Raw genomic sequence first — 21,205 nt, 5'->3', positions numbered from 1 at the left:
TACCCATGGTTGAATACGAAGCCGCCTGGCAGGAAAAGTACCAGGACATGATCATGACGCCGAACAAGGCGTTGTCCCATGTTAAATCAGGCAATCGCGTCTTTCTCGGGACCGGTTGCGGCGAGCCGTTGATCCTCGTCGAAGCGTTGGTCAAGAACGCCAAGAACCTGGCCGACGTCGAGATCGTTGAGTTGCTCACCAAGGGTGAGGCGCCGTACACCGACCGCCGGTACGCCGACACCTTCAAGGTCAATTCCTTTTTTATCGGCGGCAACGTCCGCACGCTCTATCAGGAGGGGCGGGGGGATTACACGCCGATCCTGATGTATGATATCCCGGCCCTGCTTAATTCCGGGCAGATGCCGCTGGACGTGGCCCTGATCCAAGTGACGCCGCCGGATACCCGGGGCAAGATGAGCCTCGGTATTTCTGTTGATATCGTCAAGAGCGCCGCCGAGAACGCTTCACTCGTTATCGCCCAGGTCAATCCGCAGATGCCGTGGACCCGGGGCGACAGCCTGATCGACGTCTACGATCTTGACATCCTGGTGCCCGTTGACGTGCCGCTGATCGAGCGCAAGCACGAACCGGTCCCGGAAGTGACCGACAAGATCGCCCAATTGGTAGCCGCCCTGGTGCCCAACGGCGCGACCATCGAGTTCGGTCTCGGCAAGGTGCCCGGTTTCGGGCGGCTGCCGCTGGCGGTGGTGCCGTACCTGAAGGACAAGGTGGATCTCGGCATCCATACCGAACTGATTTCCGACGAGATCATGGAATTGATCGAGGCCGGGGCGGTGACCGGTATGCGCAAAACCGTGGACCGCGGCAAGGTGATCGGCAGTTTCTGCATGGGCAGCCGGGCGCTCTACGATTATATCGATGACAATCCGCTCTTTTCCTTCCGCCCGACCCAATACGTCAACGATGCCAACGTGATCGGCAAGCACAACAACATGGTCACCATCAACATGGCGTTGCAGATCGATCTGACCGGGCAGGTCAGTTCCGATTCGGAAGGGGGCAAGTTCTACTCGGGGATCGGCGGCCAGGTCGACTTCAATCGCGGCGCCGCCCGTTCCAGCGGCGGCCGGCCGATCGTCGTGATGCCGTCCACTGATATCGAGGGTGCCTCGCGCATCGTGTCCCGGCTCAGCCCCGGTTCCGGGGTGGTCATCTCGCGCGGTACCGTGCATTACGTCGTAACCGAATACGGCAGCGCTTACCTGCGCGGCAAATCGGTCCAGGACCGAACCCTGGCCCTGATCTCCATTGCCCATCCCGATGTCCGGCCGCAACTCCTCAAGGAGGCCATCGAAGCCAAGTACATACGCGAGGAATTTGCCGATATCGAAGGCAAGTTCGTGGTCGCCTCGCAGAGCTTCATGAAGACCAAGTACTTGCTCAAGGACGGTACCGAGATTAATTTCCGGCCGATCCACCCGACCGACGAGCCGCGCATGCGCGATCTGCTCTACGATCTATCGCGGGAGACGATCTATTACCGCTTCATGAGTCACCAGGAGCGCTTCGGCCAGCGACAGATCCAGAATTTCGTCTATATCGATCACCGCAAGGACGTGGCCATTGTCGGGGTGCTGCCTGAGGCCTACGGCGACGAGATTATCGCCGTCGGCCGCTATTATCTCGACGAGCGGAGCAACCGGGCCGAGGTGGCCTTTGTCGTGCGCGACAAGTGGCAGAACCGGGGGCTTGGCACCTTCGTCTTCCGCCACCTGGTGACGATTGCCAAGGCTAACGGCATCTCCGGTTTTACCGCCGAAGTGCTGCGCAACAACAACCGGATGCAGGCGATTTTCAACCATTCGGGACTCAATGTGACGAGCACCATCGAAGAGGGTGTTTATAGTTTCGTCATGGATTTCTAGCGTCGTCAAAGCGCGTGCTACGGGCAGATACGGATCGAGAGAGCGAACGGGGGGCGCGACGGTTATGGAAGAACAACAGCAGCACTGTTTGCGCTGCGGAACCTGCTGCGTCAGCGGCGGGCCGGCGCTGCACCCGGAAGATCGGCACCTGGTTCTGGACGGCCATCTGCCGACGGCTCAGCTGATCACCATCAGAAAAGGGGAGTTGGCCCACAACCCGCTTTCCGACACGGTTCAACCGGTTCGCGGCGAGTTGGTGAAGATCAGCGGAGTTGGCCGGGAGTGGAGCTGTTTTTATTTCGATCCCGAGCAGAAGGGCTGCACCATCTACGAGATGCGGCCGCAGGCCTGTAAAGCACTGCGCTGCTGGGATACCACTGAGATCGAGGAGTTGATGGAAACCGATACCATCGGCCGACTCGACCTGCTGGCCGATGATGATCCGTTGCGTCCCTTCGTGCTGGAACACGAACGGTTGTTTCCCTGCCCCGATATGCAGGCCCTGCTCGATCATGGTCCCGGGGACCGGGCGGCCGAGCTCGAGCGGCTGGTCAATGAGGAGATCGCCTACCGTACCCGGGTGGTCGAGGACTTCGACCTGACGCTCGGCGAGGAACTTTTTTATTTCGGTCGCCCGCTCTTTCACCTCCTCGTCTCCATCGGTGCAGAGGTTGTCGAGGTGGAAGGACGACTGATCATCACCTGGAAGTAAAAAGCGGGGTCAGGCTTGACAAGTTGACAAACTGCCTGCAGTTTGTCAACTTGTCAAGCCTGACCCCGCTTTTGTTTACCAGCTCACCCGCTGTAGTTCCCGGCCGCGGGTCGAGATGGTGATCTGTTCCACCGGCACCGATACCGAGGCCCGTTCCAGGGCCCGCTTGACGATGACGTTCATCGCCGAGCAGCAGGGTACTTCCATGATCAGGATGGTAATACGCTTCAAGCCGCAGGTGTCGATGATTTCGGTGAAGCGCTGGATATATGATTCGGCATCGTCGAATTTCGGGCAGCCCATCAGCACCACTTTGCCGGCCAGGTAGTCTTGCTGGAAATTCGCTGCCGAGACCGCCGTGCAGTCGGCCGCGATCAACAGATCTGCCCCTTTCAGAAAGGGAGCGTGCGGCGGCACGAGACGGATCTGAACCGGCCAGTGGCTCAATTGCGAGTCGGCCGGAGCATCGGCCGGCACGCTTTTCGGCACGTTGGCCGATTGACAGGGCGAGGCCGCCGGCTGGAAACTCTGGATATGGGTTGACGCGCAGCCGCAGGCCATCGGTTCGGGGGGTTGCGTCTTGGCCCGTTCTTTGGAGGAAAGAAACTCCTCGACCGCCTCCTCGTCGAACTCATCGGCCTCGCGTTCGATAATCTTCAGGGCGCCGGTCGGACAGGAGCCGAGACAGGCCCCGAGACCGTCGCAGAGCTTGTCGGCGACCAGCTTGGCCTTACCGTTGATGATCTGCAGCGACCCCTCGGCGCAATCCGGAACGCACTGCCCGCAGCCGTCACACAATTCCTCATCGATCTCAATAATTTTCCGCATCTGTTTCATGATATATCCCCGTGAGTTTTGAACGAAAATCTAAGTTTTACAAAAAGCACTTTCGCCATGCTTTATTGGGAATGTATCACAACGCAGTAATTATTCTTTGACTTGGGTCAACAACGATAAAAAAAAGCAAGCGGTGCTGTGGTGTGTCATCATCCCTCGTTTTCTTCCGGCTCATCGGTGTTTCGGGGCAACAGATGATGGAACAGGGTTTGGACATAGCGGCCGGATACCGCGTCGGTCAGTGCGAACGACAGTGGTGCTTCGGTAGGAAAGCGCGAGGTGAAGGCAAAATAGATATCGCCGGAGAGACGTTCCAGTTGTTCGTTGACAAAGGATTTGATGCCCCGTCGTCGACCCGGCTCGAGGTCCGAGAGTCGGCAGGCCGCCGGCCGACCAGCATAGACAAGACAGGTCCCGTTCGGATTGAGGGGGCAGCGATACGGAGGAAAAGGGGAAAAGCTGGACGAAAAAGGGACTGTCCCTTTTTGCTCCGCTTCTTTTTTCGCGGTGGTGCGGTCAATCAGGTCCAGGCGGGCCTGACGTTCCAGGGTAGTGTTGACCATGTGGCTGAGGTAGACGGTCTCGATAAAGGACAGGGTCAGCGGGGTTTTGCAGCAGGAGTCATGATCGCGGCCGCAGGATGGAGGGGATGACTCGGCCTGCAGTGCCTCGTCGATGCGGGCGAGTTCCTGCTCGTAGTTGGCGAAAAACGGAAAGAGGTCGACCAGGTGCTTGCTTTCCAGTGACGGTTCACGGATGGTCAGCCGTTTTTCCTTTTTACCGTATTTTCTGATGAACCACCACTGGTTGAAATTGGCCGGCTGGGAGCGCAGTCCTTTCAATGTCTTGCCGGCCAGTCGGTGTCCCAGGCCCTTGCGCAACAGGTAGGCATTGACCACGGTGCCGGTGCGGCCGATGCCGAAGCGGCAGTGGACGAGGACCTTCTTGCCGAGATAGAGACACTCGTCGAGCCAGTCGAGGGCTTTTTCCAACTCGCTCAGGTCGGGGGCTTCTTCGTCGGGGATCGGCAGGTAGTAGACCTCGAAACCGGCCTTGGCCTGAATCCAGTGCAGGTCGCAGAACTCGGCACAGAGGTTGAGTACGGCGCCAATACCGAGGTCTCGGATCGCGTCGAGTGCGTCGTATGACATCGGCGCCTGGCCGACGGCCAGGTTGTCGGTTATCCAATCGACACGATAGGCTGATTGCGTCATTGATTCAAACCTTGGAGGTGTGCGTCGGGGTGAAAAAAGTTTGCAGCTGTGTTTTGAACGAGTCGCGCAGTGGTGCCAGCTTCTCGTCACCGGTCAACGTCATGTCGAGCAATTGGCATTTCCCCTGAAGATAGCCGAGCACCGAGAGTCGCGGCAGGAAATCTCCGGCCTGCCGGCGATCGAAACGCGCATCGAGCATGTCGCCGTGGGTGTGCACACCAAAGCCGGCCCAGATCAGGATGTCGCTGATCAGCCGGACACGGCGCAGCCGCATCTCATAGTCGCCGCCACCGCCTTTGAAGCGAAACGCCAGGTAGTTGGCTTCGTCGTCGTTGCCGGCCAGGCAGTCGATAACGGCAAAATGGTAACCGAAGCGTAGCATCAGGTGCAGATAGTCGCGGGCGACGACCCCGTAGCTGCCGAGAAGCGGTGATTTCAAGCTGATAATGCCGCCGCTGACCCGATCCGCCTGCTCCCAGTCGAGATAGGCAAGTCCCTGGTGCCAGGTGATGTCCGGATGGGTGAGTCCCTGCCAGCAGGCGAGCAGCAGCGGTGAGGCGAACCGGTCGGGGGTGAGCTGCCGTTGTTTTTTACCGGCGGCAGTCGCCAGACCGCCGCCGAGGTCGATCAGGGACAGCGTCAGTGGTAGCTCGGAGTGAACGGTCCGAGCACCACTCAGCTCGCGGCCGCCCGGACCGACCAGCGAGAACATCTCGGCCATTGCTTTCTCGTGGGCGTAGCGGATCAGATCATGCATGCTGGTGCACTCTTGCGGCGAGAAGGAGGGCGAGGCCGGATCGAGCAGATGGAGCGGCGCGACCAGTTCGTTGATCCGGTCCAATCGCTGCTGACAAGCGGTTTCGGCCTGCCTGGTTTGTTGCGGGGCGTGGGCTCGGGCGGCCAATTCGGCAACAGCTCCCGGGTAGATACATCCGCCCCCGGCGTCGACCGTGACCTGGCCGCAGCCGTCCAGGACCGTCATAGCACCGGCCAGACCGGTGATGACCGGCAGGCCTGCTTCCCGGGCCACGGTGGCGAAATGGCTGGCCCGGCTGCCGCCTTCGGCGACAACCGCTTCAAGACAACTGAGGATGCCAGCCAAGGTGGGCGGTGGGGACGGTAGGACAAGGATCGAGCCTGCCGGAATGTCGTTGAGGTTGTTCGGGTTGTCGCGGACAATGACCGTGCCGATGCCAATGCCGGGGGAAGCGCAGGTCCCGCCGCGAAGGAGCGGCTCTGTGGCGATGTCCGGCACCGGTTCCAGTTGCCCGGCGTCATTCCCACTGTCGGCGGACCTGAGCGGCCGGCACTGAAGGAGTAGGCAGCGGCCGAGCTGGTCCTGGCACCACTCAATGTCCTGCGGGCCGGTGCGCACCACCTCAAGTCGCCGGCCCCAATCGGCAAGTTGCCGAATCGTTGCCTCGTCCAGCAGCTGGCCGTTCCCGTTTTCCAAGCTTGTATCGGTGGCTGCCGTCGATTCGTGATCGGGACGATCTGACGTAGCCGCGCAGCGGTAGATTTGCGGTTCAACGCTGCCGTCCACCAGCGTTTCACCAAGGCCGGGGACCGCATAGATGGTCAGATTCTCACTGTCTCCGGGTGCTCCGCCAAACGACGGATCGCGCGTGTATATCACTCCTCCGGCCCGGGCCTCGACCATCTCCATGACCAGGGCCGCCATTGGTGTCTCCTGGTCCGCCAGGCCGTTGCGGATGCGGTAGGCCAGGGCGTTCGGCCGGTATTTACCGGCCAGGACGGTCTTGTAGGCAGCGAGCAGTTCGTCCGTGGAGACGGACAGGACCGAGACGTATTGACCAGCGAAGGAAACGGCTGAATCTTCCCCGACGGCGCTGCTGCGTACCGCCCACCTGGTGGGAGATGCCGCATCATGTCGTTGCAGTTCGGTTAGCCGGTCAGTTAGTGCGGTGCTGATCTCATCGGGAATTGCCGCTGTTTCAATGAGTGTTGTCAGCTCGGCCGACAGGGTGGCCAGGTGGCGGGCATCGTCGATATCGATCTCGCCGAGCAGCTCGTCGAGACGGGGGCGCAGATCGTTGCGGGCCAGCAGCAGATTGGTGGCGGTGGTAGTAATTACGAAGCCGCGGGGTTGCGGCAGATCGGTATCGCGCAGCAGCTCGCCGAGGGTCTGCGCCTTGCCCCCGGCGAGGTGAGGTTTTGCGGCGGCATCGCCAATGGTGATGACATATGGCGGTGAGGTATCCGCCGGGGGCAGGGTGGCCTGCTCTTGCAACCGCTCTTCCAGAACCAGAAAACGGTTTTCCAGTTCATCGTAGGCTCCGGGATGCATCGATTTCAGTTCACGAATCAGGCTGCCCACCGACCAACGCAGCGCGACGACGAGTCGAGAGACCCTGGCCCAATCGACCATGGCTCCGGAACAGGAGAGGGCCTCCAGATCGCTGAGCAACTCCAGGCTTTTCCGGTCGTGCTGCAATAATTCCCGAAAGGCCTGATATTTGTCGAGTAGCAACCGGTTTGGAGTGAACAGATACCGGCTCCAGTACGTGAGCCGCCGGGCAAAACTCATGACGTGCCACCGCTGCAAAAAAAGGACAGAGAACGGGCCTTCTTCTCCGGCCCACCGGACCTTCTCGATGCAGCCTCCGGTAGAACCGGTCAGCCCGGGGAACTGATTTTCATATAAGCGATTTATGGTAGTCGGTTTGGGCGGGGGCGCCAAGTTTTTTCGCTTGTCGCAAGGAAGGTCGGCAGGGAGGAGAAAAGCCCCTCCCGGGCTGCGTCGAGCCCGGGGGGGGGTGCGGTGGCGATGATCAGGCGAGGATGGCCTGTAGGTCTTCCTGCGGGGTTGCACTGATCGGTTTGATAGCGAAATTATCAACCAGTACGTTGAGCACGTTCGGCGTGATGAATGCCGGCAGCGTCGGCCCGAGGCGGATGTCCTTGATACCGAGGTGGAGCAGGGTCAGTAGAATGATTACCGCCTTCTGCTCATACCAGCTCAGGATCAATGACAGCGGCAGGTCATTGACGCCGCAGTCGAAGGCGCCAGCCAGGGCGACGGCAATCTGGATCGCCGAGTAGGCATCGTTGCACTGCCCGACGTCGAGCAGCCGCGGAATGCCGCCGATATCACCGAGCTTCTTGTCGAAGAAGCGGAACTTGCCGCAGGCCAAGGTCAGCACAATGCAGTCCTGAGGGACCTGCTCGACGAATTCGGTGTAGTAGTTGCGGCCCGGTTTGGCGCCGTCACAGCCGCCGACCAGGAAAAAGTGTTTGATGGCGCCCGACTTGACGCCTTCGATTACCTTGTCGGCAACGCCAAGGACGGTGTTGCGGGCAAAACCGGTCAGCACCTCGCCCTTGTCCTCGTCATTCGGGAAGCCGGGCAGGGCCAGGGCTCGTTCGATGACCGGGGTGAAGTCTTTGTCTTCGCCGATATGGGTCAGGCCGGGCCAGCCGACCAGGCCGGTGGTGAAGACGTTGTCCTGGTAGGACTCGCGCGGCTTCTGGATGCAATTGGTGGTGAACAGGATGGCGCCGGGAAATTCGGCGAATTCTTTCTGCTGGTTTTGCCAGGCGGTGCCGTAATGACCATAGAAATGGGGATGCTTTTTCAACTCCGGGTAGGCGTGGCAGGGCAGCATTTCGCCATGAGTATAGACGAAGATCCCTTTGTCTTTGGTCTGTTCGAGTAGGAGCTGCAGGTCGCGCAGGTCGTGGCCGGAAACGAGGATCGCCTTGCCGGCTTTGTGACCGAGCGGCACCGGGGTCGGTACCGGATGACCATAGGTGCCGGTATTGCCGGCGTCGAGCAGTTCCATGGCCTTGAGATTGACCTCGCCGCATTTCAAGACTAGGGCGACCAGTTCGTCGAGACCGAGATCGTTGCGAGTCAGATCGGCCAGTGCCTGCTGCAGGAAGGCGTAGACCTCATCGCTTTCCTGTCCGAGAATGGCGGCATGATCGGTGTAGGCGGCGAGGCCGCGCAGGCCGTAGAGGGTGATCTGCTTGAGCGAACGAAGGTCTTCGTTCTCGTCGAGTGATGGGATGAAATTGAGCGCCACTCCCTGGGCCTCAAGCCCGGCGAGATCGGCCGCCGGCCGATAGGAGAGGGCCGGGGTATCGTTGCTGATGGTTGCACCGGCCCCTTCCGCCCTGGCGCGCAGGCTGTCACGCAGTTCTACGGTTTTTCTGATCCAGGTCTCGAACCGGGCCGGATCGAAATCGACATTGGTCAGGCAGGCAAAGGTGGCTTCGGCGGTAAAGTGATCGACGGCCGGGTCGACGATGCCGACCTTGCGCGCCGCGACGGCGACGATGGCCAGTCCCTGCAGGGCATGGGTTAACAGGTCCTGAAGTGAAGCGACGCCTTCGTTCTTGCCGCAGACACCGACTTTCTCGCAACCGATTCCTTTGGCCGTTTGTTCGCACTGGTTACAAAACATGGAGATCCCTCCTTATGATGATTTACTGTTCGGTCCTGCTGAGGTTCTTGGTCTCAGCGTTGATTGTTGCAGGCATGATAGCACTGGTCATCCCGCTTTACTTTGACCTAGGTCAACTGTAGGGAACCTTGAAAAATTGTCATTTCACCCAATGTCATCGTTGCGCAATCAAATTATATCTTCGGAATATCAAGTATATGCCTGCGGTAAAATTTACTTGCGCGCCTCGATCTTGAACGAAATGCCGAATTTTTTAAGCTCCCCGGTAGAAAAAAAATCGGTCACAGAGCAGGTGCGGTGCGGCGGGCCGTTACCAGGAGCGTGGTGTGCTCTTCTGGGTGATAGGGGGTGGCGGCGAAGTTGCCGTGCAGCGCTTCGACCGTGTAGCCTGCTTGTTCGAGCAGCAGCCCCCACGTCGTCGCCGGAAAAGCGGCGAGCCGGCAGCTCCGGCAGTAATTGCAATTGGGCTCTCCGTTGGGCAGCAGACGGAGCTTGTAGCGTTCTTCGAGGTGCAGGAGACGGGTCTGTTGGTCGTAACTGCGCAGGGTCTCCTTGACCAGTTTGCCGCCGGCCGGCAGGTCAAGGAGCCGGTATTGGAAGAAACGGTGACCGGGATGATCGGTCAGCTGGCGATCCGGCACATAGAGGTGCAGCAGCAGCAGGCCGCCGGGCGCCAGGACGGCAGCGACTTCCTCCAGACAACGGCGGATCAGTTGGCGACTGCCGAGCAGATTCAACGTGTTCCAGGCGATGATGGCCGCGGTAAAGCGGCATCGCAGTCCGAGTCGGCACATGTCCATTTCGATGGTTTGGGCAACTCGCGCAGAATGGGCAAAGGCGAGCATCGGTCGGGAGTTGTCGATGCCGGTTACCGCAAAGCCGCAGCGCTGGAGGTAGTCGCTGAGCCTGCCGGTGCCGCAGCCGAGTTCGAGAACCGATCGGCAATCATGGCGGTGCAGCTGCTCACGATAAAAGCGGAAGTCGTCGACTTCGCCGCCCATTTCCAGGTGATAGAAGACGCTATACTGCTCGGTTGGCAGGGGGGTAAATGTTTCTTCCGGTTCGCCGTCGTAATCGGATCGGGTGTCCTGGTTCATCGCGGGTGTTTGTCGTGCATCAACAGCCGATCATGTCCCGTTTGGGCAGGCTTCTACGTAGCGGCCGTCGAGAATGAAACCGGGGTTGACCAGGGATGGGTCGATTCCCAGTCTGGCCATCGCAAACATACGAGCAATGTCCAGATCGAAGTGCAGATACCAGCCGCCCTGAATAGGGAACGATCGGCCGGTGTCGAAACCGTTTTCCCGGCAGAGCGGGCAGAAGACACGATCGACGACTGCGATCGGTACGCCGCCTCGGAAGTTAAGGGCAAGATGATTCTGCCGGCAGGCACAGGGTATGGTTTTGCTGATAGTCATGTCGGTTTTGTTGCCGGGTGAGGCGTGCTCATCCACGGTTTGGACGGGCAGCATGGTCCTCTGATTGCTTGATTGTCTTCGTACCACGAAAAACGCAAAAATCGATTATATGGACGCAGGGGTGCACGATTGATAGTCGGTGGGGGGCGTCAGCGGGTTGATGGTTAGAGGCCTTATAGTTAGCTATAGTTAGCGGGGGACAGGTTGAAACCTGTCCCCCGTTAATTAAGACTGCTGTTGTGCCGCGTATGCGGAGGCGGCGCATTCGTTCTTGCCGAGATCGAGTACTTCGGCCTCTTCGTTGTCGACCTGTTTCAGGTTGGCGTTTACCAGTCGGATGGTTGCGTATTCCGGCGGCTGATCGCGCATGTTCGCCTCGATGAAGGCGAGAAAGTCAGCTTTGTTGTCGATGGCGTAGATCGCCTTGTTGTAGGCACGAACCTTTTCCAGCGATTCTGCAAAGTTAAGTTTGCTGTTGGCCTCGCTCCAGTCGATGAAATGGCCCGGCAGCACCATCATCGACCCATCAATCGCGGCGACCTCGCGCATGGTATTGAATAGATAGTCGGACCATTCGGTGACCTTGCCGCCCAGGTCGGGGCGCCCCACCGACTTTATAAAGATGGTGTCGCCGGAAATGATGAAATTGTTGTCGACGATGTACATCGTGCTGCCCGGTGTATGACCGGGAGCGAATTTGACCTGTACCGCCGGGCCGCCGTTGCCGAAGCCGATATCACCGTTGTCCTGCAACGGCAGGTAATCGATCTTGGCGCCGGCAAAGTCGTGTTCGTTAGCGAAAAAGCGGGCACCGGTTCGCTCTTGGAGCAGTCTACTGCCGGCGATGTAGTCGGCCTGTAGATGGGTTTCGGCGGTTTGTACGATACGGCAATTGTGATCGTCGGCAAAATCGAGATAAAAGTCGATACTGCGCGATGGATCGAAGAGCATCATCTGTTCGCCGGTCAGTAGGCCGTAGCTGCAGGAGCCCTTGGCCGGCCGGATGAACTGGTACAATTCATAAGGTGCACCATGGTTCAGTGGCTTCGGTACGAGCAGGTTGCCCCACGATTTGATACCGCCGGCCAAAAAGCCGACGTCGATGAAGCCGTTCTTCTCCAGGATCTCGGCAACGTATTTTGCAGAGCCCTCCTGGGCGCAGACAATGCGGATTTTGCTGTTTCGGTCGGGAAGCCGGGCAAGGCACTCATCTTCGATTTCCATGAAATCGAAATAGGAGATATTGAGGGTGTTGATCGGATGCGGCCCTTCTACCTTGAACCGGTTGAAATCGACGCTATTGCGCACATCGAGCAGGAGGAAATCGCTCTTTTCGGTAATCCAGCGAAACAGATCATCTGCTTTGTAGGAAAACAATGCCATGGACGTTTCTCCTTATGGAAAATAGGCTAAGCCGGATTCGTTTCGCCCAGAACCCGGTCGAGTTCACGGGATAATTGCAGAAGGTGCTGCTGTTCGTCGTCCGCCATCTGCTGATAGAAGGCGGATGTTTCCTCACCCTGATGCTTCCAGGCCAGTCGCTGATACAGGTCGAAAGCCTGGGCCTCGAGCTTCATGCCGAGTTGCAGGACCAGCTCAATGGAGCCCAGCTGGCTCTTGAAGATCTCTATGGCCTGCTCGATATCGAGTCCTCCTTCCATCACTCGCAGCGGTTGGGTTCCGCCATCCTGGCTGTATTTGGCCTTGAGGCGATCCATGTGGCTGTCCTCGAAGCCGGCCAACTGGTGCAGCATTTCCCTTTCTTCTGCGAGTTCCGTTTTCTCGGCCAGGGCAAGGTAGAAGCGGCGGAGACCGTCTTCCATCTGGTAAGCAAGTTCGAATGTGGTCGGGAAATTGCCGTTGGCAAAGAATTCCAGCCCGTCCTCGACGTCTCCCTCGGCCTGTGCTCCCTGCCAGGTGATAATCCCGCCGGTCATGTTGAAGACATGCTTGATGCCGGAGCGGGAGAGAACCTGGCAGGCGGCCTTGCTGCGCACGCCGCTGCGACAATAAACAATGGTCGGTTTGTCCCGGTTGAGTTCGCCGGTCCGTTTGGGCAATTCGGCCAGGGGGAGCAGGATGGCGCCGGGAATGTGCGTTTGCTCGTATTCTTTCGGCTGGCGGACATCGACCAACTGATAGCGCTCCGGCTCACCGGACTCGATAAAGCGTCGGGTTTCTTCAGCAGTAACGTTTTCCGAATCTTCAAAAAAAGTTTCCCAGTTCATGATCTCTTTTCTCGTCCTGTTGATGCTTTCCGGTCTGGCGCGCCTTGGTTATGGGAACCTTGAAAAATTGTTGTTTCGCCCAATCTCATCGTTGTGCAATCAAATTATATCCTCGAAATATCAAGTATATGTCTGCGGTATAATTTTTATGCACGCCTCGATCTTGAACGAAATCCCGAATTTTTCAAGCTCCCCTTATCTGTGCAGGAGAATCGCTTCTTTTGGTGTTGTCGAATAGCCGTCCAATGCTAAAAGCCAAAAATTTTCGGGTGCCGCTTTAATGGCCTCGGCGGTTTGCTCGGGCAGCCAATGACTGTCGTCGACGAGGTTGTAAAACGCCGAGTCGACGCCGATGAAGCCGTCGAGGAAATGGGCGATGATGTGCAAAATCTTGCTTTGGTACCCTTGCACCAGTCCGGCGAGATCTTGTCGGGTTGAGCAGCCGGCACCGCCTAACTCTTCGATAAAATGGTTGACGAGGCGGTGGTTTTCATCGAGTCCTTGCCGCAGCTTCGTCTGAAAGGTTCGATCAGTTGCCGGCACCGCCGCACCGGTCAGTTCGATACGATCGTAGCGGACCAGCGGGGTTCGGTCGAAGAATTGCCGGACACGGGTTTCTCCGTCGGCTGCCGTTTCAGCGGCAACGAGGACCAGGTGACTGGCCAATACGTTCATGGCGGGTGATGTCTCGGTCGTTGCCGATTCGTCGGCAGGCTCAGTCACTCTGTTCGGCCAATCGTTTTTTCAACGCTTGACCGACCCGCCGGCCGAGTTCAACGCAGTTTCCGAGATCGTCATGGGTCGGCACGTATTTGAAGCGGAGTCCGTCATCGACCACATCGAGTTTCATCTCGGTCAGGGCTTGGTTGAGCAGTTTCAACGATTCGCCGCTCCACCCGTAGGAGGCGAACGCAGCGGCGACCTTGTTCTGCGGCTTGAGCCCGCGCAGATAAGACAGGAATCCGGCCATCCGGGGCAGTACCCCGTTGTTCAGGGTCGGACTGCCGAGGACGATGGCGCCGGCGGTCAACACCCGGGTCATTACATCGCTCCGGTGCTGCACCTTCAGGTTCAGCAGGTCGGCGGGTACCCCTTCCTTCTCCAGACCGGCGGCCACGGCCTTGGCCATTTTCTCGGTGGAATGCCACATGGTGTCGTAGATGACTAGCGCTTTGTTGCTCGGCTCGCCGGCGGACCAACGGTCGTAGGCGTTGATGATTTCGCCCATGTTGGTACGCCAGATAACGCCATGGTCCGGGGCGATCATCTTGATGTCGAGGTTCATCTCGGCAACAGTGGCCAGCAATTTGCGAATGAGCGGGCTATAGAGATAGAGGATGTTGGCGTAGTACTTGGCGGCCTGGTCCATGATGGTGGACAGGGGCACTTCGTCGTCGAACCGTTCACTGGTTGCCAGGTGCTGTCCGAAGGCGTCGCTGGAAAAGAGGATCTTTTCCTCCTTGGCATAGGTGAACATCGAATCGGGCCAGTGCAGCATCCGCGTTTCGAGGAATTGCAGGGTGCGCTCGCCGATACTCACCTCGTCGCCGGTCTTGACCACCTCATAGGGCCAGTCTTCACGGTGGTAATGGTCGAGCAGGGCAGTCTTGCCCATTGGCGAGCAGATCAGTTTTTCCGGCTGGACCAGGTTCATGATGTCGACCAGGGCGCCGGAATGATCGGGTTCCACATGGTTGACGATCAGGTAGTCGATGCGGGCCGGATCGATGATCTGCCGGATCTGGTGCACCATATCGGACAGGTGCGATTTCTTGACGGTATCGATCAGGGTGATTTTTTCGTCAACGATCAAAAAGGCGTTATAGGTCGTTCCCTGCAGCGTGGAATAGCCGTGAAAGTCTCGAACGTCCCAGTCGACCGCGCCCACCCAGTGAATGCCCGGGGCCAGTTCTTTGTTGCTCATGGTCTCCTCATTGCAGTATATGGTCGGGTTTTATCATCTTTTGCTGAGCGCATAATACTGAACGATGGCAATGATTACAAGTTCAGTTCGTTTTTGACGTGCCGGCCCGTCCTGTTTGCTTTTCATGATATGGTAATTATTATCAAAAAAAATGAGGAGTGCAGTGAGCTGGGGTGAGGTGGATTAAACTGTGGGATAACACGGGAAATACGACTATGTCAGCATTTCGCAGCGACGGTTCAGGGCGGTCCGGTACCAGGCGGCGGCTCGTGGTCGATGTCGGGGCCTGTTCACGCTGCGGCGGATGTGTCGAACTGGTGCCGGAGATCTTCCGGTTGCGCGACGATACCGGCCTGATAGAAATCATCGACGGTGCCGTGCTTGATGAGGAAGCGATTGCCGAGGCGATGAAATATTGTCCGGAGGATTGTATTTATTGGGAGGACGAGTAAGGTGCGGGAGCGGCGGTTGCATCTCTGCTCGTGCATGTCAAGATGACGTGAAAAAGGGGGGCGGAACGGGTAAGATGTCCTGCCGGATGGTTCGGCTGCCGGACAACTCGGCATGTTGTGTAAAGGTGTCATCTTGTTTATCGGGTATTGGGCAGTTCCGGGCCGGGCGGCTGTACCTCCGGCTGCTGCGCTGCGGCCTGATCGGCTGGCCTCCGAGGCTGGCAGACAGGCCATCCATGGCCTGGCCGCCAGCTGCGGACGTCCTGTCCGCAGCCCTTCGGGCCTGATTCTCCGGCCTGCCGGGCCTTCGCGATGCAGCCTGCGGCACAGCCGACCAGCCCTGTCGGTTATGGCCGCTTTTTTTGGGGGTGGGGTGGCTTTGTGCAGAGGGTTTGGTGGCCAACAAAGAGTTAGGGGCAGGTACTTGTCCGATGGATGGTTTCAACAGGGGGAGTGGAGTTCACGTGGAAAACGGGAACAGTTTGCGTGTCACGCGGCAGGTCTGGCATGGCCGATGATCGGCAGCTGCCGGAGCTGACCGTTTATACCGACGGCGCCTGCAGTCCCAACCCGGGACCGGGCGGCTGGGGCGCGGTTATCCTGGCCGACGGTAAGGTGGTGCGGGAACTCTCCGGTTACGGCGGGGAATCGACCAATAACCGGATGGAATTGACCGCTGCGGTTGCGGCGCTGAAATCGATCGAAGGGCGGCACCGCATCGTTCTCTACACCGATTCGAATTACCTGCGCCACGGCATTACCGACTGGATCGTCAAATGGCAGCGCAACGGCTGGCAGACCGCGGACCGTCGGCCGGTGAAAAACTGCGATCTGTGGCAGGAATTGCTGGTGCAGATCGAGCACCACCGGATTACCTGGAAATGGGTGCGCGGGCACGGTACCGATCGCTGGAACAACCGTGCCGACGAATTGGCCGTGCTGGCCCGCAAGAGCGGTGTTGAACCGGAGCGGCGGGATGCCGCGGCGGCCCGGCAGCCAGCGGCGGATGATGTCCGCCTCTATCTCGGGGTGACATGCCGTCAATCGGTCGGGATCGGCGGCTGGGCCGTAATCCTGACCTGGCGGGACCGGGTCCGGGTACTCGGCGGCAGGGCGGAGGGGATGACCGCCAACCAGCTCTATATCCACGCGGCGATCGAAGGATTGACCGCCCTGAAGACGAACCTGCCGGCCCACCTCTTCACGTATTCGGGCTATCTGCGCGACGGCGCCGTCTCCTGGCTGCCCGGCTGGCGACAGCGCGACTGGCTGACCCGCGAGGGTGCGCCGGTCAGTAACCGCGAGTTGTGGCAGCGCTTAGCCGGTTTGCTCGATCAGCACCAAGTGCAGATTCAACTGGCCGATCGGCAACAGGAATTGTGCGCGATGCAAGAGGCCAAGGAGTTGGCCCGCGAGTTCGAGCAGGGTGCAGCAGCATGACCGATGATCCTCGTTTTCAGCTGGTCAGCACCTTTTCTCCGGCCGGCGACCAACCGGAGGCCATTGCCCGACTGGTGGCGGGGCTGCAGCACGGTGAACGGGACCAGATCCTGCTCGGGGTGACCGGCAGCGGCAAGACCTTTACCATGGCCGGCATTGTCGAGCAGGTGCAACGGCCGACCCTGGTGATTGCCCCGAACAAGATCCTGGCGGCACAGTTGTTCAGCGAGTTCAAGGAATTGTTTCCCCATAACGCGGTCGAATATTTCGTTTCTTATTACGATTATTACCAGCCGGAAGCCTATATTCCGCAGTCCGACACCTATATCGAGAAGGACTCGTCGATCAACGACGCCATCGACAAGATGCGCCACTCGGCGACCCGCTCTCTGCTGACCAGGCGCGATGTACTGATCGTCGCCTCGGTTTCCTGCATCTATGGTCTCGGCTCGCCTGACGAATACCGCAACATGCACCTACGGTTGGTCTGCGGCGAGGAGGTAGCGCCGGAGACGGTGCAGCGGCGGCTGGTCTTCATGCAGTACGAACGCAACGATTTTTCCTTTCACCGTTCGACCTTCCGGGTCCGCGGCGATGTGATCGATATCTTTCCGGTCCATGAGGAAGATCGGGCGGTGCGCGTCGAGTGGTTCGGCGACACCATCGAGTCGCTCACCGTCATCGACCCGCTGCGCGGCGTGGTCATCGAGCGGCTCAGCGACTATACGGTGTTTCCCGGTTCCCATTTCGTCACCTCGAAGGAACGTCTGCAGATCGCGCTACGTACCATCAAGGAGGAGCTGCAGCAGCGGCTCGAGCACTTGCATGCCGAGAACCGGCTCGTCGAAGAACAGCGGCTCGAGCAGCGCACCATGTTCGATCTGGAGATGATGCAGGAGCTCGGCTACTGCAACGGCATTGAAAACTACAGCCGCCACCTGACCGGCAAGCCGGAAGGTATGCCGCCGCCGAACCTGCTCGACTATTTTCCGGAGGATTTCCTGATCTTTATCGACGAGAGCCATATCGGTATTCCGCAGCTCAACGCGATGTATAACGGCGACCGCTCGCGCAAGCAGACCCTGGTCAATTTCGGCTTCCGGCTGCCCTCGGCCCTGGACAACCGACCGCTGCGTTTTACCGAGTTCGAGCAGCGGGTCAACCAGATCATCTACGTGTCGGCCACCCCGGGACCCTACGAGTTGGAACGGGCCGAGGGACGAATCGTCGAACAGGTGATCCGGCCGACCGGCCTGCTCGACCCGGTCATCGAGGTGCGCCCGGCGACCAGCCAGGTCGACGACCTGCTGCACGAGATCAGGCTGCGCAGCGAGCGCGGTGAGGCGGTGCTGGTGACTACGCTGACCAAGCGGATGGCCGAGGAGCTGACCGATTATTACGAAAAACTCGGGGTCCGGGTGCGCTACCTGCATTCCGATATCAAGACCCTGGACCGCGTCGAGTTGGTCCGCGATCTGCGCAACCACGAATATGACGTGCTGATCGGCATCAACCTGCTCCGGGAAGGGCTCGACCTGCCGGAGGTCTCCCTGGTGGCGGTGCTCGATGCCGACAAGGAAGGGTTCCTGCGTTCGGATCGCTCCCTGATCCAGACATGCGGGCGAGCGGCCCGCAACGTCAACGGCATGGTCATCATGTACGCCGACCAGGTGACCGGTTCGATGCGGCGTACCATCGACGAAACGCAGCGCCGCCGGGCGATACAGGAAGCGTTTAACCGGGAGCATGGCATCGAGCCGACAACCATCGTGTCGGCGGTCAAGGACACTATCCATCAATACCTGCGCGAGGCCGGTTATCACTTCGGCGAGCCGGACGGCCAGCAGGCGGTGGCCGAAGAGATCGTGCGTTACGGGTCGGTCGCCGATCTGGATCGGGAGATTGGCCGGCTCGAACAGCAGATGCAGGCCGCTGCCCGTGAGCTGGCTTTCGAAGAGGCGGCCCGCCTGCGCGATCGCATCAAGGCACTGAGAATGCTGGAGATCGAAATCGGATGAAACATCCTCTGCTGCACCAGGCGGCTGTCCGGGTCGTGCCGCTACTCGCCTCCTGGCTGATTCGGGCCTGGTTTCTCACCTGCCGGACCACCGAGCACGGCGGCGAGTGCAAAGAACGGGCGGTGGCCACCGGAAAACCGGTGATTGCCGTATTCTGGCACTATTCGCTGACGTATCTGCTCTATCATATGCGCTCCTACCGGGCGGCGGCGCTGGTCAGCGCCAGCCGGGACGGTGATTACCTGGCCCGACTGGCCGGCCATCTCGGTTTTTCTGCGGTGCGCGGGTCACGGAACCGGCGGGGTTTGCGGGCGGTGAAGGAATTGAAAAGTCGGATCGATAGTGGCGAGAATCTGGCGATTGTCGCCGACGGTTCGCAGGGCCCGGCCCTGAAGGCCCAGGGCGGTCCGGTCCTGCTCGCCTCCCGCTCCGGCTCGCCGATTCTGCCGATCGTCTGGTCCGCCTCGCGGTATTTCACGTTTCGCTCCTGGGACCGGTTGGCGGTTCCGAAGCTGTTTGCCCGGGTCGATGTGTTTTTCGGCGAACCGTTGTTCGTGCCGGCCGGGCTCGACGCCGACGGCATGGAGGTCTACCGGTGCGAGTTGGAGAGGGCCCTGCTCGAGCTCTATCGACTGGCTTGGTCGCGTTATGAAAAAGAAGGACACTGATATGGATGGCGTCAAGGCAATCGTGGTGGCCGGGCTTTCCGGCGGCTCCGGCAAGAGCGTGGTGTCGGTCGGTTTGACCGCGGCCTGGACCGGGGTCGGCCGGGTCGTGGCGCCGTTCAAGAAGGGCCCTGATTATATCGATGCCGGCTGGCTGCAGTGTGCGGCCGGACGGAATTGTTACAACCTCGATCCCTATCTCGTTGCCCCGGAGATCATCACCGCTTCCTTTCGCCAGCGCAGCGTTGGCGCCGACCTGGCACTGGTGGAGGGCAATCGCGGGTTGTTTGACGGCGTGACCGCCAGTGGCGGTTATTCGACCGCCGAACTGGCGGTTATGCTCGATCTGCCGGTGCTGCTGGTAGTCGACTGTACCAAGACGACCCGGACCATCGCCGCGCTGGTGTTGGGTTGCCAGCGTTTTGACGAGCGGGTTCGTTTGGCCGGCGTGGTCCTCAACCGGGTGGCCACCGAACGGCAGCGTCGCATCATTACCGAGGCGGTGGAAGGGGCGACCGGGGTGCCGGTAGTGGGCAGCGTACCGCGACTCGGACGGGATATCTTCCCGATGCGCCATCTCGGTATGATTCCCTACCAGGAGTATGACGGTACTGCCCAGGCGCTCGACTTACTTGCCTGCACCGCCCGCGAATCAATCGATCTGGCCCGGGTCGAGGCGGCGATGCAACCGGTGCTTCCCGCTGGCGGGGCGGAAACGATCGATCTCGTGTCGCTGCCGCAGCACCGTGACGTGAGAATCGGCATCCTGCAGGATGCCGCCTTCCAATTCTATTACCCGGAGAACCTTGCCGCGCTGCAGCGCTGCGGCGCCGAGCTGGTCCCGATCAATGCGTTGGCCGATCCCGGCCTGCCGCCGCTGGACGGGCTCTATATCGGCGGTGGTTTCCCGGAGACGAGCGCCTCGGAACTGGCGGTCAACAGCAGTTTCCGGGCCTCTGTTCTCGCTGCCGCCGAGGGGGGATTGCCCATCTATGCCGAGTGCGGCGGGCTGATTTATCTGGGAGCCTCGATCGTGCTGGCGGATGGCGAGTATCCGTTGGTCGGCCTGTTTCCGGTCCGTTTCGGCATGGCCAAAAAACCGCAGGCGCATGGCTATTCGATTTTTTCGGTGACCGGTGAAAACCCTTTTTACCCGCAGGGGCTCCGCGTCAAGGGCCATGAGTTCCGCTATTCAACGATCCTCGATTGGCCCGGTGACCCGCTGCAACTGGTGGTCAAGATGGAACGCGGCACCGGTTTTATGGCGGGCCGGGACGGCCTGTGCTACCGCAATGTACTGGCCCTGTATACCCATGTTCACGCTGAAGGGACCCCGGCTTGGGCCGCGGGGTTTGTCGCCTGCTGCCGCCGGTTTCGCCGGGACCGATAGCGCAGGTTCAGTGAACCGAAGGGTGCGGGGTGCCGAAGACCTTATTGGCAATTCGCGCCTGGGTGGCGGCGTCCGGCACCGGCTCCTGCCAGTGGATGAATTGTTCGGTGACCCGCATGAAGGCGCCCTGGTCCTTCTTGCAGGTATCGCAGATGGTCTCGGCGTTGTCTCGGTACATGATGACTTTCGAGGCGGGCTCACCGTCCACCGAGACGGCGGCCATTTTCCGGCAGCCGCAATCCAGCCTGACCACGACGACGGCGACACCGTCGGGACTGCCTTCGAGGATGCCTTCGACCATGGCCCGTTCACGGATTTCCAGTTGCGGTTGTTTGTTGTCTTGCGAGTCTTGTTTCATGAGCTGCGGGAGTTGAGGTTTGCATGTCGAATGATCGCCCGGTGGGGCGGACTGCTCCAACAGTAATGCCGATGGCCGGTTGTGCAAGAAAAAGATAAAGAGATTCTCCGGCCCGCCGGGCCTTCGCGATGCAGCCTCCGGCAGAGTCGGCCAGCCCCGGGCTGTTACGTTTATTGTCAAAAAAAACAAGTGATTACAGTGGAGAAGCAAAAGCTCTCGAGAAACAAACGAGGAGC

General features: G+C 59.6%; 18 protein-coding genes. 7 read left to right on the top strand and 11 right to left on the bottom strand.

Going from position 1 to position 21,205, the window contains the following annotated elements:
• The first annotated feature begins 5 nt into the window (after positions 1-5).
• Together BUC26_RS10775 and BUC26_RS10770 are read left to right on the top strand one after the other, a co-directional pair.
• The gene (locus BUC26_RS10775) at positions 6-1,886 is read left to right on the top strand and encodes a bifunctional acetyl-CoA hydrolase/transferase family protein/GNAT family N-acetyltransferase (protein WP_073375909.1); all 1,881 of its coding nucleotides are present in this window, start codon (positions 6-8) and stop codon (positions 1,884-1,886) included.
• Between the two features lie 64 nt (positions 1,887-1,950).
• The gene (locus BUC26_RS10770) at positions 1,951-2,598 is read left to right on the top strand and encodes a YkgJ family cysteine cluster protein (protein WP_073375907.1); all 648 of its coding nucleotides are present in this window, start codon (positions 1,951-1,953) and stop codon (positions 2,596-2,598) included.
• A gap of 75 nt (positions 2,599-2,673) precedes the next feature.
• On the opposite strand, the gene BUC26_RS10765 is transcribed toward BUC26_RS10770, so the two are convergent.
• The 10 genes from BUC26_RS10765 to BUC26_RS10720 form a co-directional block, all read right to left on the bottom strand.
• Entirely contained in the window at positions 2,674-3,435 is a 762-nt protein-coding gene (locus BUC26_RS10765) for an ATP-binding protein (protein WP_073375906.1), read from the bottom strand.
• 149 nt (positions 3,436-3,584) lie between these two features.
• Entirely contained in the window at positions 3,585-4,649 is a 1,065-nt protein-coding gene (locus BUC26_RS10760) for a protein-tyrosine phosphatase family protein (protein WP_073375905.1), read from the bottom strand.
• Between the two features lie 4 nt (positions 4,650-4,653).
• Positions 4,654-7,197: a PEP/pyruvate-binding domain-containing protein gene (locus BUC26_RS10755; RefSeq protein WP_073375904.1), complete on the bottom strand. Its 2,544-nt coding sequence runs from the start codon at positions 7,195-7,197 to the stop codon at positions 4,654-4,656.
• Positions 7,198-7,441: 244 nt separating this feature from the next.
• A complete protein-coding gene (gene hcp, locus BUC26_RS10750) occupies positions 7,442-9,076 on the bottom strand; it encodes a hydroxylamine reductase (RefSeq protein ID WP_073375902.1) in 1,635 nt (544 codons plus the stop codon).
• 281 nt (positions 9,077-9,357) lie between these two features.
• On the bottom strand, positions 9,358-10,173 hold the full coding sequence (locus BUC26_RS10745; protein ID WP_073375901.1) for a class I SAM-dependent DNA methyltransferase: 816 nt from the start codon (positions 10,171-10,173) through the stop codon (positions 9,358-9,360).
• Positions 10,174-10,203: 30 nt separating this feature from the next.
• The gene (locus BUC26_RS10740) at positions 10,204-10,548 is read right to left on the bottom strand and encodes a hypothetical protein (protein ID WP_073375900.1); all 345 of its coding nucleotides are present in this window, start codon (positions 10,546-10,548) and stop codon (positions 10,204-10,206) included.
• Between the two features lie 171 nt (positions 10,549-10,719).
• Entirely contained in the window at positions 10,720-11,877 is a 1,158-nt protein-coding gene (locus BUC26_RS10735) for an MBL fold metallo-hydrolase (RefSeq protein ID WP_073375898.1), read from the bottom strand.
• A 26-nt stretch (positions 11,878-11,903) separates the two neighbouring features.
• Complete coding sequence (locus BUC26_RS10730) at positions 11,904-12,722, bottom strand: rhodanese-like domain-containing protein (RefSeq protein ID WP_073375897.1); 819 nt, start codon at positions 12,720-12,722, stop codon at positions 11,904-11,906.
• A 195-nt stretch (positions 12,723-12,917) separates the two neighbouring features.
• Positions 12,918-13,445 (bottom strand): hypothetical protein, encoded by a 528-nt coding sequence (locus BUC26_RS10725; RefSeq protein WP_143165981.1) that lies wholly within the window; start codon positions 13,443-13,445, stop codon positions 12,918-12,920.
• A complete protein-coding gene (locus tag BUC26_RS10720) occupies positions 13,438-14,646 on the bottom strand; it encodes an FprA family A-type flavoprotein (RefSeq protein ID WP_073375895.1) in 1,209 nt (402 codons plus the stop codon). Before BUC26_RS10720 ends, BUC26_RS10725 begins: the two co-directional genes overlap by 8 nt.
• A gap of 215 nt (positions 14,647-14,861) precedes the next feature.
• Here BUC26_RS10720 and BUC26_RS10715 point away from each other — a divergent pair, with 215 nt between their 5' ends.
• The 5 genes from BUC26_RS10715 (at position 14,862) to BUC26_RS10695 (ending at position 20,611) form a co-directional block, all read left to right on the top strand.
• The gene (locus BUC26_RS10715) at positions 14,862-15,098 is read left to right on the top strand and encodes a ferredoxin (RefSeq protein ID WP_073375893.1); all 237 of its coding nucleotides are present in this window, start codon (positions 14,862-14,864) and stop codon (positions 15,096-15,098) included.
• A gap of 507 nt (positions 15,099-15,605) precedes the next feature.
• Complete coding sequence (gene rnhA / locus BUC26_RS10710) at positions 15,606-16,538, top strand: ribonuclease HI (protein WP_073375892.1); 933 nt, start codon at positions 15,606-15,608, stop codon at positions 16,536-16,538.
• The gene (uvrB, locus tag BUC26_RS10705) at positions 16,535-18,556 is read left to right on the top strand and encodes an excinuclease ABC subunit UvrB (protein WP_073375891.1); all 2,022 of its coding nucleotides are present in this window, start codon (positions 16,535-16,537) and stop codon (positions 18,554-18,556) included. Before rnhA ends, uvrB begins: the two co-directional genes overlap by 4 nt.
• Positions 18,553-19,224 (top strand): lysophospholipid acyltransferase family protein, encoded by a 672-nt coding sequence (locus BUC26_RS10700; protein WP_073375889.1) that lies wholly within the window; start codon positions 18,553-18,555, stop codon positions 19,222-19,224. The genes uvrB and BUC26_RS10700 overlap by 4 nt, the downstream gene beginning before the upstream one ends.
• Before the next feature lies 1 nt (position 19,225).
• Complete coding sequence (locus BUC26_RS10695) at positions 19,226-20,611, top strand: cobyrinic acid a,c-diamide synthase CobB (RefSeq protein ID WP_073375888.1); 1,386 nt, start codon at positions 19,226-19,228, stop codon at positions 20,609-20,611.
• A 7-nt stretch (positions 20,612-20,618) separates the two neighbouring features.
• Here BUC26_RS10695 and BUC26_RS10690 read toward each other — a convergent pair whose 3' ends face one another.
• Positions 20,619-20,969 (bottom strand): hypothetical protein, encoded by a 351-nt coding sequence (locus tag BUC26_RS10690; protein WP_073375887.1) that lies wholly within the window; start codon positions 20,967-20,969, stop codon positions 20,619-20,621.
• Between the last annotated feature and the right edge of the window lie 236 nt (positions 20,970-21,205).

It is taken from the genome of Desulfofustis glycolicus DSM 9705 (assembly GCF_900130015.1).
GTDB lineage: Bacteria > Desulfobacterota > Desulfobulbia > Desulfobulbales > Desulfocapsaceae > Desulfofustis > Desulfofustis glycolicus.
Note: the sequence above shows the minus strand (reverse complement) of the source record. Positions and strands in the feature narration are given on the sequence as shown.